We start from the raw sequence: 13,746 nt of genomic DNA, 5'->3' as shown, positions 1-13,746 counted from the left end.
CGCGACAAAGAGGGAGCCCCGCGGCCGGCGGGGCTCCCTCTTTCGGCGTTCAGAGCCAGGTCGGCAGGATGGACGGCGGGATCGGCCCCTTGTTGCGCCGCCCCTGCCCGCTCTCCTCCCAGGCGTGGGCGAGGATCCCGACGGACCTGCCGAGCACGAACAGCCCGCGCGCGAGCGGCGCGGGGAAGCCCAGCTCGGCGTAGATCACGGCGGTCGCCCCGTCGATGTTCATGGGCACCGGCGCGATCAGCCGTTCGACCTCCAGCGCGGCCCGCAGGTGCGCGCCCGCCACCACCCCCGCGGCGACCGCCTCCGCGACCAGGCCGAGCAGCGGGTCGCGGCGCGGGTCGCGGCGGTGGAAGCGGTGGCCGAAGCCGGGCAGGTACTTGTCCGCGGCGCGGCGGCGGGCGACGACGGCGGCCGCGTCGCCGTCGGCGACGACCTCCTCCAGCAGCCCGACGCACTGCTCGCCCGCGCCGCCGTGCACGTCGCCGAGCAGGTTGACGCCGGTCGCGACGGCGTTGTTGAGCCCCACGCCGCAGGTGGCGGCCATCCTGGCGACGGCGATGGAGGGCGCGTGCGGCCCGTGGTCGACCGAGGCCACCAGCGCCGCCTCCAGCAGCGCCGCCTGGTGCGCGCCGGGCCGTTCGCCGCGCAGCATGAGCCAGATCATCTCGGCGAAGCCGATCCGCCCGATGAGGTCCTGGACCGGGTGTCCGCGCAGCTCGATGAGGCCGGGCTCGATCCGCGACACGGCGGTGGCCCACCAGTCGGCCGCCGCGGACGCCGGGCCGTCGCCCGCCGCGGGGGCCGCCCGCCCGGTCATGACACGGCCTCGAACTCGTCGTTGTGCTGCCCGAGCAGCGGGGCGGGCCCGCGGGGGCGCAGCGCGACACCGTCGATGAGCACGCCGTTGCCGGTGACGGTGACCGGCCGCTCGCCGGCTCCGGCGAACGGCACCTCGGTCAGGAAGCCGCGGTGGCGTACCTGGTCGAGGGCGAGCGCCTGGGGGACGGTGAGGATGCGGGCGGCCGGCACGCCCTCGCGGGACAGCAGCTCCTCCCACTCCAGGGCGGTCTTGGCGCGGAGCGCCTGGTTGAGCTCCTGGTTGAGGGTCTGCCGGTGGGTCTTGCGGGCCTCCCGTTCGGCGAAGCGGGGGTCGGCGGGCAGGTCGGGCCGGCCGATGAGCCGGCACAGCGTCTCGAACTGGGCCTGCTGGTTGGCGGCGATGTTGAGCGGCCCGTCGGCGGTCTCGAACGTGCCGGACGGGGCGGCGGTGGCGTTCTGGTCGCCCATCGGCTCCGGTTCGACGCCGCTGACCAGGTAGTTGGAGACGGTCCAGCCCATCGCGGAGATCGACGCCTCCAGCATGGACAGGTCGAGGAAGCAGCCGCGCCCGCTGGTGCGGCGCCCCGCCAGCGCGGCGCAGATGCCGAGGGCCGCCATCAGCCCGCCGACGGTGTCGCAGATGGGGAAGCCGACCCGCAGCGGGGCCGTGTCGGGGGTGCCGGTGACGCTCATCATGCCGGACAGCCCCTGGATGATCTGGTCGTAGGCGGGGGCCGCGCTCATGGGGCCGCTCTGCCCGAAGCCGGAGATGGCGCAGTACACCAGGGCGGGGTTGAGCTCGCGCAGGCGCTCCCAGCCGTAGCCGAGCCTGGTCATCACGCCGGCCCTGAAGTTCTCCAGCAGGACGTCGGCCTCGGCGACCAGCGTCTCGAAGGCGGTGCGCCCGGCCGGGCTCTTCAGGTCGAGCTCGACCGACTTCTTGCCGGCGTTCTGGGCCAGGAAGGAGGCGCCCATGCGCTCACGGTTGAGCCCGGGGTCGGGCCCGAGCCGCCGGGCGAGGTCACCGGCGCCGGGCAGCTCCACCTTGACCACCTCGGCGCCGAACAGCATCAACTGGTAACTGCAGTAGGGCCCGGCCAGGACGTTGGTCAGGTCCACGACCTTGACGCCGTCCAGTGGCAACTGCTGACGGTGCATTCACGCTCCATGGAGTCAGGTCAGAGGGTGGTCGAAGCCGCGCTCCGACATTCGCTTGGCCGCCTCGCGCAGGTCCGCGGTGAACTCCTCGACCCGGTCGTCGGTGAAGCGGACCGTGGGGCCGCTCAGCGTCAGCGCCGCCACCGTCCGGCCCGAGCCGCCCACGACCGGGACGGCGACGGCCGACAGGCCGGGCTCGCGCTCGCCGTGGCTGACCGCGTACCCGTCGTGGGCGGCCCGGCCGATCCACTCGCGCAACGTCGCCAGGTGGGCCTCCCCGTGCGGGGAGGAGCGGGCCACCCGGGCGAGCAGCCGCTCCGGCGCGTCCCTGAGCAGGACCTTCGAGGAGGCTCCGGCCCACAGCGGCAGCTCGTCGCCCACCCGCACCACGTGGCGCAGCGGCTGCGGGCTCTCCTGCTGGGCGATGCAGACGCGGTGGGTGTCGCGCAGCACGTACAGGTTGACGGTCTCCCGGTGCCGGGCGCCCAGCTCGCGCATGAGCTGCACGGTCTCCGGCGGCAGTTCCCACGCCGAGCGGGCCAGGTGCGCCCAGCGCCACAGGGCGGGGCCGGCCGCGTAGCCCTTCGGGGTGGCCCACAGCAGGCCCATGTGCTCCAGGGTCTGGAGCAGGCGCAGCGCCGTGGTCTTGGCCAGCCCCGTCTCGTCGACGACCTCGCGGATGGTCAGCGTGCGGCGGTCCTCGGTGAGCAGCGAGAGGATGTCGAACGCGCGCTGCACGCTGCGCACACCCCCGCCCTCCCCCGAATCCGCAGGAACGTTCGAAGACACGAATCCTCACTAGTGGCTTGAAGGTGAACCCGCTGCTCACCCTCTCACGTCGTCCGTACGCTAACACTCAGTCCGCTTGGCGGTCCATACGCTCCATCAAGCGGAATACGCGGCCCCCTTGCCAGAACCTTCGCGGCACTCATACCGTGAGGCAATCCACAGTGCGGATTGCGAGAACCACTGCGCGGATCACATGGGAGACCTCAGCCATGAACACCATCAACGACGCCGGGTGCTTGGTCGCCGGAGAATGGTTGACCGGCGGCGAGCGGGCCGAACGCGTCGGCCCGTACCTGCGGGACGTCGTCAGCCGGGCCCGGTCCGCCCAGCCCGCCGATCTCGCCGCGGCCCTGGCCTACGCCCGGCAGGCGGCCAGGCGGGTGGCGCGGCTGGCACCCGCCACCCGGGCCGGGATCCTGGAACGCGCCGCCGCGTCGGTCACCGCGCAGAGCGAGCGGCTGGCCCGCCTGCTCGCCCTTGAGCTGGGCAAACCCCTCAAGGACGGGCGCGGCGAGATCGCTCGCGTCGTCGACACGCTGTCCGTCGCCGCCGCCGAGGCGCGGATGATCGGCGGCGAGGTGCTGCCCGTGGCGGGCTGGGGCCGCGGGGTCGGCAACACCGCGATCACGCAGCGCGCCCCGGCCGGCCCGGTGCTCGCGATCACGCCGTTCAACGCGCCGGCGAACCTGCTCGCGCACAAGCTGGCCGCCTCCTTCGCGGCCGGCAACACCACGATCGTCAAGCCGCCGCCGCAGGCGCCCGCCGCCTCCACCGCCCTGGTGGAGGTGCTGCTGGAGGCCGGGATGCCGGTGGAGGCGGTGCAGGTGCTGCACGGAGGCGCGGACGTCGGCGCGGCGCTGTGCGCCGCGCCGGAGATCGCCGTGGTCAGCTTCACCGGCGGCGTCGCGGCCGGGCACGCGGTCGCGCACGCCGCCGGCCCGAAACGGGTCATGCTCGAACTCGGCGGGAACGCCGCGACCATCGTCTGCGAGGACGCCGACGTCGCGGAGGCGGCGCTCGTGTGCGCCCGCACCGGCTACAGCAACTCCGGGCAGAGCTGCATCTCCGTGCAGCGGGTCTACGTGCACCGCAGCCGCTTCGAGGAGTTCGCCGACGAGCTGACCGCGCAGGTCAAGGGCCTGACCGTCGGCGACCCGCTGGACCCGGCGACCGACGTCGGATCGATGGTGGACGACGACGCGGCCGAGCGGGTGGTCCGCTGGACCGCCGAGGCGGCCGGCCAGGGCGCGCGGGTCACGACCGGCGGCACCCGCGAGGGCGCGGTGATGGCGCCGACCGTCGTCGTCGCCCCGCCGGCCGAGGCCAGGGTGGTGCGCGAGGAGGTGTTCGGCGCGCTGGTGGCGGTGCTCCCCTACGACGACTTCGACGCGGTCGTCGAGGAGTGCAACCGCAGCTCGTACGGGCTGCAGGCCGGGCTGTTCACCCACGACGTGCGCCGGATCGTCACCGCCTGGCGCGAGCTGGAGGTCGGCGGCCTGGTCGTGAACGGCTCGTCCAACTTCCGGCTCGACCACGTCCCGTTCGGCGGGGTGAAGGACTCCGGCATCGGCCGGGAGTCGCCGCGCTGGATGATCGAGGATTTCACCGTGACCAAGACCCTCCTGCTCAGGGGCCTGACCATCTGGGGAGACCAGTGACCAGCACCGCCGCCCACGCCCTTGTCGCCCACCTGGAGGAGCTGGGCGTCGAGTACGTCTTCGGCACCTGCGGGCACACCAACATCGCCGTGCTCGCCGCGCTCGCCGACAGCCCGATCCGCTTCGTCATCGCCCGCCACGAGCAGGCCGCCGCGCACGCCGCCGACGGCTACGCCCGCGCCTCCGGCAAGCCCGGCGTGCTGCTCGTGCACGTCGGCCCCGGCCTGACGAACGCCGCCACCGGTGTCATGACGGCCGCGCTGGACTCGGTGCCGCTGGTGGTGATCTCCGGCGACATCCCGTCCTACTACCACGGCCGCCACCCCCACCAGGAGATCAACCTGCACGCCGACGCCGACCAGGCGAGCGTCTTCCGGCCGTTCGTCAAGCGGGCCTGGAACGTGCACCGCGCCCAGGACCTCGGCCGCTCGGTCGAGCGCGCGTTCTGGACCGCCACCTCGGGCCGGCCCGGCGCGGTGCTGGTCAACGTGCCGATGGACGTCTTCTCCCGGCCGGCCGCGCCGCACCCGCCGAGCAGCCACGCCGCGCCGCCCGGCCTGCCGGAGGACACCGCGCGGCTGATCGCCGCCCGGCTGGCCGCCGCCGAGCGGCCGCTGATCTACGTGGGCGGCGGCCTGCGCGAGGGCGCCGCGGCCCTGACCCGCCTGGCCGAGCACCTGGACATCCCCGTCGCGCACTCGCTCATGGCCAAGGGCACGCTGCCCGACGCCCACCCGCTCGTCCTCGGGATGCCGGGCTTCTGGGGGCTGGAGCTCACCAACGCCTACGCCCGCGAGGCGGACGTGGTGCTGGCCCTCGCCACCCGCTTCGCCGAGACCGACGCCAGCTCGTGGGATCCCCGTTTCACCTGGGACTTCTCCGGCAGCACACTGATCCAGGTCGACATCGACCCGGCCGAGATCGGCCGCAACTACCCGGCGGAGATCGGCGCCGTCGCCGACGTCCGGCTCGCGGTCGAGGCGATCGCCGGCGCGGTCGCGTCCCACCCGGCCCGCACCCGTCACGAGCTGCGCAAGCAGATCCTCGAAGCGCGGTCGGAGCTGTACGCGGCCAGCCGGGAGCGCGGCAGGAGCGAGGACTTCCCGCTCCGCCCCGAGCGCATCCTGAGGGATCTGCGGGACACGCTGCCGCCGGACGCGATCCTGGTCACCGACGTCGGCTGGAACAAGAACGGCGTGGCCCAGTGCTACGAGCTGCCCGCCGAGGGCCGCTTCATCACCCCGGGCGGCGCCTCCACCATGGGCTTCGGGCCGGCCGCCGCCGTCGGCGTGCAGCTCGCCCGGCCGGACAGGACGGTCATCGCGCTCATCGGCGACGGCGGGATGAGCGCCCAGCTGCCCGCCGTGCCGCTCGCGGTCGAGCAGGGCGCGCCCGTGGTGTTCGTGGTGATGAACAACCGCTCGCACGGCACGATCTCCGACCTGCAGGCGGCGCACTTCGGCCGCAGCCACGGCTGCGACTTCACCGATCCGCAGGGGCGGCCGTACAGCCCCGACTTCGCCGCGCTCGCGCGGGCGTGCGGCGCCGACGGCCACACCGTCACCACTCCCGCCGGCCTCGGCGCCGCCCTGCGCGCGGCCGTCGCGAACCGGCGCCCCGCGGTGATCGACGTCCCGATGGTCAACGAGCCGGTGCCGACCCCGGGGCACTGGAACATCAAGGACATCTACCAGGGCCGCTTCGGCGACTGAAACCGTTGCACGTTCGAGATTCCCTCGGCGTTTCCCGTCGCTTATAACGAACGTACTAGTCCGTGAATTAGATCTCACCCACCCCCCTTGCCAGAGGTGAACCGTGCACTTCACGAGATTCTCCATCGCGGCCGCGGCCCTGGTGGCGCTCGCCGCCTGCGCCCCTCCGGGACAACAGGCCGAGCAGGGCGCCACCGCCACCGGCCCCATCAAGATCGCCAACGCCAACGCGCAGAGCGGCCAGCTCAGCTCGCTCGGCCAGTGGGAGCACAAAGGCGTCAAGCTCGCCATCGACGAGGCCAACAAGGCCGGCGGGATCAACGGCCGGCAGATCCAGCTCGACCTGTTCGACAGCCAGGGCGACCCCACCGTCGGCACCAACGTGGCCAGGAAGATCGCCGCCGAGGGCTACGTCGCGATGCTCGGCACCGCCGAGAGCGCCGTCACGCTCGCCATGGCGCCCATCCTGAAGGACGCCAGGATCCCGAACATCACCTCCGGCCAGTCGCCCAAGCTCGCCGAGCTGAAGAGCCCCTTCCTCTTCCTCAACGCCCCCACCAGCGTCACCTTCGACGAGACGCTCGCCAAGTACCTCGTGGACGACAAGGGCCACAAGAAGATCGCGCTGATCAGCAACAACGGCGCCTACGGCGCCGGCGAGCACGACGCCTTCCTGAGCTCACTCCGGACCAGGAACGTCACCCCCCTGGCCGACGAGGTCGTCACCCCCGACCAGAAGGACTTCAACGCCAACCTCGCCAAGATCCGCGAGCAGGACCCGGAGGTGCTGTTCATCGGCGCCGAGGAGGTGCAGTCCGGGCTGATCGCCAAGCAGGCCCGCGAGCTCGGCATCAAGGCGGTCTTCGCCGGCGGCGCGCCGGTGGGCACCGACGTCTACGCCACCACCGCCGGGCTGAAGAACGCCGAGGGCACCGTCGTCAGCTCCCCGTACCTCAGCAACGACGCCACCCCCGAGATCAAGGCGTTCGCCGAGAAGTACAAGGCCGCCTACCACGAGGAGGCCCGCATGCACGTCGCCAAGGCCTACGACGGCGCGTCCATCCTCATCGAGGCGCTCAAGCAGACCAACGGCGCGGGCGGGCAGAAGCTGGCCGACGCCATCCGCGGCGTCAAGCGCGCGGGCCTGCTGGGCGACTACGCCTACGACGCCAACGGCGTCGGCATTCACGAGACCAAGATCGGCCTGGTCAAGGACGGCAAGGTCGTGCCCGAGGCCGCGAGCTGACGTGCAGGTCTTCCTTCAGACCCTGATCGGCGGGGTCACGTTCGGAGCGGTGTACGCGCTGGTGGCCATGGGCTTCTCGATCGTCTACCGGACGATGGGGCTGGTCAACTTCGCGCACGGCAGCGTCGTGATGATCGGCGCGTACGCCGCCTCCACCTTCTACATGACCACCCGCCTCCCCTTCGCCGTCGCCATCGTGGTCGCCATCGCGGTGACCGGGCTGATCGGCCTGGTGATCGAGCGGTTCCTGCGCCCGCTGGAGAACAAGGACTTCACGCTGATGCTGATCGGCACGATCGGCTTCGGCGCGGTCCTGGAGGCGGGCGCGGTGCTGATCTGGGGCGCGACCGGGCACGCCGTGCCGTCCCCGGTGGCGACCGGGCCGCTCGACGTGGCCGGCATCCGCGTCCCCACCTACAGCCTGCTGGTGATCGCCGTCGCCGCGGCCGCCACCGGGCTGCTGGCGCTGTTCCTGCAGCACACCAAGCGGGGCGCGGCCATGCAGGCGGTCGCCATGGACCACCAGGCCGCCACCGCGGTCGGCATCCACGTCGGCCGCAGCAACGCCCTGGCCTTCGCCATCGGCGCGGGCCTCGCGGCGCTGGCCGGCAGCCTCATCGGGCCCATGCTGTACGTCAACCCCACCATGGGCGGCACCCTCGGCATCAAGGGCTTCGCCGCCGCCATGCTCGGCGGGTTCGGCAGCATGCCCGGCGCGATCGTCGGCGGCCTGGCCTTCGGGCTGCTCGACTCCTTCGCCGCCGGCAACTTCCAGGAGTACAGCGAGCTGGTCACGTTCCTGGTGTTCGCCGCGGTGGTCATGATCAGGCCGACCGGCATCTTCGGGGAGGCGACGGTGAACCGGGCATGAGACGTCTCATCCGGATCGTGCCGCCGGCCGTGGCGGCGTGGTTCCTGCCCTACGCCCTGGGCGGCTACGCCATGCACGTCGCCGACGTCGCGATCATCTTCGCGATCCTGGCCGTCGGGCTGGGCCTGACGATGGGCGTGGCGGGGCAGATCAACCTGGCCCAGGTCGCGTTCTTCGGCGTGGGCGCGTACACGGTGGCCATCCTGACCACCGGGGCCGGGCTCGGGTTCTGGACCGCCGCGGCGCTGGCCGTCGTCGCGGCGGTGGTCTCCGGCGTGCTGACCGGCATCCCGGCGCTGCGCATGCAGTCGCACTACCTCGGCATCGTCACGCTCGGCCTGGCGCTGGCCTTCACCAACTGGGTCACCAACTCCGCGATCGCCGGCCGCGCCGAGGGCATCAGCGACCTGCCGGTGCCGCCCCTGTTCGGCCTCGACCTGTCCAGCGGCTACCTGTTCTACTACGTCGAGCTGGTCGTCCTCGCGATCGCGCTGGCCTTCGCCCTGTTCGTCACGCACTCCCCGCTCGGCCGCCGGCTCCGCGCCATGCGCGACGACGACCTCGCCGCGGGCGCGCTCGGGGCGGAGATCCCGCTGCTGCGCATGACCGCGTTCGTGCTGTCCGGCCTGTACGGCGGCCTCGCCGGCGTCCTGTACGCGGGCCTGATCCGCTTCGTCGCGCCCGAGTCGTTCAACATCGCCAACATGTTCCTGCTGCTCGCCATGGTGATCATCGGCGGCCGGGCCAGCATCCTGGGCTGCGTGGTCGGCGCGGTCGCGCTGTCGCTGGTCAGGGAGGCGCTGCTGGACGCCTCCGGCTACGCCCAGCTCGGCTACGGCCTGGTGGTCGTGCTCGTGGTGGTGTTCGCGCCCAAGGGGCTGGCGGGCCTGCCGGAGCAGCTCCGGTCCCTGCTGCGCGGGCGCAAGGGCGGCTCGCGGGCCCAGCTCGGCGCGTTCCGGCCGTTCGAGCCGGCGCCCGCCGCCGCGGCGGGCGTCGCGCTGGAGGTGCGGGAGGTGACCAAGCGGTTCAAGGGCCTGGTGGCGCTCGACGAAGTGACGCTCAGCGTGCCCGCCGGGCAGATCCGCGGCATCGTCGGCCCCAACGGCTCGGGCAAGACCACCCTGTTCAACGTGGTCAGCGGCTTCTACGACGCCACGGCGGGGTCGGTGCTGCTGGGCGGGCGGGACGTGACCGGGATGGCGCCGTACCGGCTCTCGCAGCTGGGCGTGGCCCGCACCTTCCAGAACCTGCGCCTGTTCGAGGACCTCAGCGTGCGCGAGAACCTGCTGCTCGCCCTCGACCGCACCCGCACCACCTGGATCTGGCGCTACCCGCTGCTGCCCTGGAAGGTGGTCGCGCACGACCGGGCGCTGCACCGGCGCGCCGCGGAGCTCATCGGCCGCTTCGGGCTCGACGAGGTCGCCGACGCCGAGCCGCGCTCGCTCCCGTACGGCATCCAGCGCCGCATCGAGCTGGCCCGCGCCATGGCCATGTCCCCCGCCCTGCTGCTGCTCGACGAGCCCGCGGCCGGGCTGAACGGCGAGGAGGTGCGCCGGCTCGCCGAGATCGTCCGCTCGATCAGGGACTCCGGGGTCACCGTCGTCATCATCGAGCACAACATGGGGCTCGTCATGTCGCTGTGCGACCACGTCACCGTCCTGTCCAGCGGCAAGGTGATCGCCGACGGCGCGCCGGCCGAGGTCGCCGTCCACCCCGACGTGGTCGCCGCCTACCTCGGCGACTCGATGACCGCACCGACCGAGGAGACCGCCGAGGCCGCGGTCGAGGAGGCGAGCCGATGAGCACGCTCACCGTCGAAGGACTGTCGGTGCACTACGGCGGGGTCCGGGCCGCCCACGAGGTGTCCTTCACCGTCGAGCCGGGCCAGTCGCTCGGCATCATCGGCGCCAACGGGGCCGGCAAGACCTCCACCCTCAAGGCCGTCATGGGCCTGGCGCCGCGGCGGGCCACCGCCATCCGCTTCGGCGAGCACGACCTGCTCCGCGCCCCCGCCCACACCCTGGTGCGGCACGGCATCGGCTACGTCCCCGAGGGCCGGCACGTCTTCCCCGGGCTCAGCGTGGAGAAGAACCTGCTGCTCGGCGCGTACACCAGGAGCTGGAAGCAGACCCCGATCGACGAGGTGTACGAGCTGTTCCCGGTGCTGAGGGACATGCGCGGCCGGCTGGCCGGCGCGTTGTCCGGCGGGCAGCAGCAGATGCTGGCCGTCGGCCGGGCCATGATGTGCCGGCCCAAGGTGATGCTGCTGGACGAGCCCTCCATGGGGCTGTCGCCCAAGCTCGTCGGCGACATCGCCGCCGCGCTGAAGAAGCTCAACGCCGACGGCCTGGCCATCCTGCTCGTCGAGCAGAACGCCAAGCTCACCTTCGACGTCACCACCACCTGCCTGGTCATGGAGAACGGCGAGATCGCCGCCGGCGGCACCTCGGCCGAGCTGAGCGACGACCCCCGAGTCCGCCGCATCTACCTCGGCCTGTGATCCCCGAACAGCCCCTGTGGAGGGACGGTCATGGTCCGGCGCGGGGAGTTGCCCGCCTTCGCGCCTGCGACGCCTCCTGACCCGCCCCTCGACCGGCCTGGGCCGCCGTGGTGGGGCCCGTACGCAGACGTGGGGCAGGCGGAACCCCTCGCGTGGCGGGCCCCGGGCTGGGCTCCCGCTTTCACGGGCGCCGAGGGAGGGCTTCCGGTGCGGGCGCGAGGCCGAGGGCGGCGAGGGCGGCGGCGCCCCGCTCGGCGTGGCCGCCGCCGGCGAGCACGAGGGTCCGCGCGGCCTGGTAGCGGCACCCCGCGGCGCCGAACGCGGACGCCGTGGCGAGCAGCGCCTCCTGGTCGCCGTCGAGCAGGGCCGCGGCCCGGTCCACGACGGCGGCCGCGACCGGGTTGCCGGCCACGACGGCGCGGGCCTCGGCCACGACGGCGCGGGCGTCGCGGCCGCCGGCGAGCACGGCGGCCTCGCTGCGCAGCGCGACGTACCAGTGGTGCCAGATCCAGGTGATCCACTTCCATACCTGCCGGGGCCCGGGGGCCATCCGCTCCAGCGCCTCCGCCGCCTGCCCGCGGTGCAGCAGGAGCATCGCGTCGAACACCGCCCCGTAGCCGTAGGCGTGCTCCGGCGAGCTGCCGAGCCGCCCCAGGACCTCCTGCCACGCCCGCCTGGCGGCGTCGTCGTCGCGCAGGCCGTGGATCATCGCCACGCCGGCCGCCGCCGGGGCGAGGATGGACCGGGCGGGGCTCCCCGCGCGCTGCCAGGAGTCGAGGAACCGGACGCTGCCGGTCAGCACCTCCTCGACGTCGCCCGCCAGCGCGGCCACCATCAGCAGCCGGCACGTGGCGCGGTGCCCCACCTCCGCCAGCGACGGATGGCCGGCCAGCCGCCGTGCCCATCGGCGGGCGCCCGGCACGTCCCCCGCGCCGAGGCCGGCCTCGGCGGCGATGCCGAGCGCGTCGATCAGCTCGTGGGTGCCGGCCGGCGAGACCGGCAGCGACGACAGGAGCGTGATCCGGCGCCGGGCCGTGGCCGCGGCGGCGAACGGGTCGCCGGCCCAGCTCTGCGCGCCGGTGAGCGCGTCGAGCGCGGCCGACTCGGCGAGCGGGTCGCCGGTCCGGCGGGCGAGCTCGACCGCCCGCTCGGCGCGCTCGCGCGTCTCCGGCACGGCGTTGCCGGGCGGCCCCTGAACGGCGCCGAACGCGTCGGTGAGCACCCCGGCCTCGGCCAGCGCCACCGCCGCCCGCGCCGCCGGGTCGTCGCCGGCCCGCTCCCGCGCCTCGGCGACCAGCCGGAGCGTTTCCTCCTGGGACGGGCGCCGCACGAACGTCGTCGAGAACCGGAACGCGATGGTGGCGGCGGCCGCCAGGTCGGCGGCGGCGCCGGCCGCGTCCCCGGCCGTGCGGGCGGCGTCGGCGGCCGCGCGGCGCAGGCGGTACATGTCGTCGCCGACCGTCCGGCACCCGGCCACGGCCGCGGCCTGCCGCAGCATCGACGCGGCGGCGGCCGGGTCGGTCGCGAGCGCGGCGGCCTGCTCGTAGCGCCGCTGGGACTCGCCGGTCAGGTGCCGGGTGAAGGTCAGCTCCGCCAGGCGCCGGGCCAGCTCGAACGCGTCGGCGCGTAGTTCCGGGCGGTCGGCCGCCCACGCCAGGGCGGCGCGGAGGTCGTCGGCCACCAGGTCGAACCGGGCCCGCCAGTCCTGGCCGTCCACCGCCAGGGCGGCGGCCCCGGCCAGGCACCAGCGCAGGTGCCGGGACCGGGCGTCGGCCAGCTCACCGGCCTCCGACAGCCGCTCCGTCCCGTACTGGCGGATGGTCTCCGGCGCCCGGTACTCGGTGCGGCCCAGGCCCGCCGTCACCGTCAGCAGGCTCTGTCCGGCGAGCCGGGCCAGCCCGTCGGCGACCAGCCACTCCTCGGCCCCGGTCACCTCCGCCGCGGCGGCGGCGGTGAACGGCGCCGCGAACACCGACACCCGGCGCAGCAGCTCCCGGTCGGCCGGCTCCAGCAGGGCGTGGCTCCAGTCGAGCGCCGCCCGCACCGAGCGGTGCCGCTCGTCGGCGCGGGACCCGCCGGTGAGCATCCGCAGCGGGTGGGACAGGGCGGCGGTGATGCCGTCCAGCCCGAGCGTGGGGCAGCGGGCGGCGGCCAGCTCGATGGCCAGCGCCATGCCGTCCAGCCGCGCGCAGATCGCGGCCACCTGGCCGCGCAGCGCCGGGTCCGGCGGGCTGCCGGCCGCCGTCGCCCGTTCCACGAACAGCGCGACCGCGTCCGAGTCGCCGCCGGCGGCCAGCGACAGCGGCGGCACCGGGTAGACCCGTTCGAACGGCACCATCAGCCGGGCCCGGCTGGTCGCCAGCACCGTCACCCGCGGGCAGGACGCCAGCAGCCGCTCCAGGAACAGCGCCACCCCGTCCAGCACGTGCTCGCAGTTGTCCAGGACGACCAGCGCGTGACGGTCGGCCAGCGCGGCGAGCACGGACCCGGCGAGGTCGCGGCCGGGCTGCTCGCCGAGGCCGAGCGCGCCGGCCACGGCGGTGGCGATCAGGCCGGGGTCGGTGACCGGCACCAGGTCGACGAACCACACCCCGTCGGCGTACTCGCCGCTCACCTCCGCCGCCACGGTGGACGCCAGCCGGGTCTTGCCCACGCCGCCCGGGCCGACCGCGGTCACCTGCCGGTGCGCCTTGACCAGCTCGGCCAGCTCGGCCCGCTCCCGCACCCGCCCGACGAACGAGGTCAGCGGGCTCGGCAGGACCGGCGCCGGGCGGGCCGGGCCGGCGCCGGCCGCCGTGCGCGCGCGCCGGGCGAGCGCCCGCCGGTCCGGCGCCTCCAGCTTGCGCAGCAGCGAGGAGACGTGACTCTCCACCGTGCGCACCGAGATGACCAGGCGGGCCGCGATCTCGGCGTTGCTGAGATGGGCCCCGACCAGTTCCAGCACCTCGGCTTCCCGAGGCGAGACCTGCACTCCCGTCACCACC

The 13,746-nt window shown here is 74.1% G+C and carries 10 protein-coding genes; 6 read left to right on the top strand and 4 right to left on the bottom strand.

Going from position 1 to position 13,746, the window contains the following annotated elements:
• Positions 1–49: 49 nt before the first annotated feature.
• From MF672_RS31520 to MF672_RS31510, 3 genes are read right to left on the bottom strand one after another with little or no spacing between them, the layout of a single operon-like run.
• Positions 50–826: a citryl-CoA lyase gene (locus MF672_RS31520; protein WP_242381371.1), complete on the bottom strand. Its 777-nt coding sequence runs from the start codon at positions 824–826 to the stop codon at positions 50–52.
• Positions 823–1,986: a CaiB/BaiF CoA transferase family protein gene (locus MF672_RS31515; protein WP_242381372.1), complete on the bottom strand. Its 1,164-nt coding sequence runs from the start codon at positions 1,984–1,986 to the stop codon at positions 823–825. Before MF672_RS31515 ends, MF672_RS31520 begins: the two co-directional genes overlap by 4 nt.
• A gap of 15 nt (positions 1,987–2,001) precedes the next feature.
• Complete coding sequence (locus MF672_RS31510; RefSeq protein ID WP_242381373.1) at positions 2,002–2,733, bottom strand: IclR family transcriptional regulator; 732 nt, start codon at positions 2,731–2,733, stop codon at positions 2,002–2,004.
• Between the two features lie 251 nt (positions 2,734–2,984).
• On the opposite strand from MF672_RS31510, the gene MF672_RS31505 reads away from it, so the two are divergent.
• From MF672_RS31505 to MF672_RS31480, 6 genes are all read left to right on the top strand, one after another.
• Positions 2,985–4,433 (top strand): aldehyde dehydrogenase family protein, encoded by a 1,449-nt coding sequence (locus MF672_RS31505; RefSeq protein ID WP_242381374.1) that lies wholly within the window; start codon positions 2,985–2,987, stop codon positions 4,431–4,433.
• Positions 4,430–6,145 (top strand): thiamine pyrophosphate-binding protein, encoded by a 1,716-nt coding sequence (locus MF672_RS31500; RefSeq protein WP_242381375.1) that lies wholly within the window; start codon positions 4,430–4,432, stop codon positions 6,143–6,145. Before MF672_RS31505 ends, MF672_RS31500 begins: the two co-directional genes overlap by 4 nt.
• A 103-nt stretch (positions 6,146–6,248) precedes the next feature.
• Entirely contained in the window at positions 6,249–7,391 is a 1,143-nt protein-coding gene (locus tag MF672_RS31495; RefSeq protein WP_242381376.1) for an ABC transporter substrate-binding protein, read from the top strand.
• A gap of 1 nt (position 7,392) precedes the next feature.
• A complete protein-coding gene (locus MF672_RS31490) occupies positions 7,393–8,262 on the top strand; it encodes a branched-chain amino acid ABC transporter permease (RefSeq protein WP_242381377.1) in 870 nt (289 codons plus the stop codon).
• Complete coding sequence (locus tag MF672_RS31485) at positions 8,259–10,064, top strand: branched-chain amino acid ABC transporter ATP-binding protein/permease (RefSeq protein WP_242381378.1); 1,806 nt, start codon at positions 8,259–8,261, stop codon at positions 10,062–10,064. The genes MF672_RS31490 and MF672_RS31485 overlap by 4 nt, the downstream gene beginning before the upstream one ends.
• Positions 10,061–10,762 carry an ABC transporter ATP-binding protein gene (locus MF672_RS31480; protein WP_242381379.1) on the top strand — a complete coding sequence of 234 codons (702 nt, stop codon included), beginning with the start codon at positions 10,061–10,063 and terminating at the stop codon, positions 10,760–10,762. Before MF672_RS31485 ends, MF672_RS31480 begins: the two co-directional genes overlap by 4 nt.
• Positions 10,763–10,943: 181 nt before the next feature.
• On the opposite strand, the gene MF672_RS31475 is transcribed toward MF672_RS31480, so the two are convergent.
• Positions 10,944–13,745, bottom strand: a complete 2,802-nt coding sequence (locus tag MF672_RS31475; protein WP_247815507.1) for an ATP-binding protein — start codon at positions 13,743–13,745, stop codon at positions 10,944–10,946.
• Between the last annotated feature and the right edge of the window lies 1 nt (position 13,746).

Source organism: Actinomadura luzonensis (assembly GCF_022664455.2).
Lineage (GTDB): Bacteria > Actinomycetota > Actinomycetes > Streptosporangiales > Streptosporangiaceae > Nonomuraea > Nonomuraea luzonensis.
Note: the sequence above shows the minus strand (reverse complement) of the source record. Positions and strands in the feature narration are given on the sequence as shown.

Coding starts and splice junctions, on each gene's coding strand:
- MF672_RS31520 (WP_242381371.1), bottom strand. CDS start 826: ATGACCGGGCGGGCGGCCCCCGCGGCGGGCGACGGCCCGGCGTCCGCG.
- MF672_RS31515 (WP_242381372.1), bottom strand. CDS start 1,986: ATGCACCGTCAGCAGTTGCCACTGGACGGCGTCAAGGTCGTGGACCTG.
- MF672_RS31505 (WP_242381374.1), top strand. CDS start 2,985: ATGAACACCATCAACGACGCCGGGTGCTTGGTCGCCGGAGAATGGTTG.
- MF672_RS31485 (WP_242381378.1), top strand. CDS start 8,259: ATGAGACGTCTCATCCGGATCGTGCCGCCGGCCGTGGCGGCGTGGTTC.
- MF672_RS31480 (WP_242381379.1), top strand. CDS start 10,061: ATGAGCACGCTCACCGTCGAAGGACTGTCGGTGCACTACGGCGGGGTC.